The sequence below is a fragment of the Halorubrum sp. SS7 genome (assembly GCF_005435055.1).
GTDB classification, from domain to species: Archaea; Halobacteriota; Halobacteria; order Halobacteriales; family Haloferacaceae; genus Halorubrum; species Halorubrum salinarum.
Genome location: NZ_SGXV01000641.1, coordinates 1 through 232, shown reverse-complemented (window position 1 = coordinate 232; position 232 = coordinate 1). Strand labels below are relative to the sequence as shown.

The window sequence follows — 232 nt, the reverse complement described above, 5'->3', positions numbered from 1 at the left end:
GGCTGCGACCGCGACCGGCCGGGAGATCTGGATCGAGAAGTACCGGCCGCAGACGCTCGACGACATCCACGGCCAAGAGGAGATCGTCGAGCGGCTCCAGAGCTACATCGCGCAGGACGACGTGCCGCACCTTCTTTTTTCAGGCCCTGCGGGCGTGGGGAAAACAACCGCCGCCACCGCCATCGCCCGCGAGATCTACGGCGAGGACAACTGGCGCGGTAACTTCTTAGAG

Annotated in this window: 1 protein-coding gene; it reads left to right on the top strand. The window is 65.1% G+C overall.

Translation table 11 applies throughout. The features are described from left to right. A partial coding sequence (locus EXE44_RS19450; RefSeq protein WP_137718133.1) for an AAA family ATPase occupies positions 1-232 on the top strand: 232 nt, incomplete at both ends.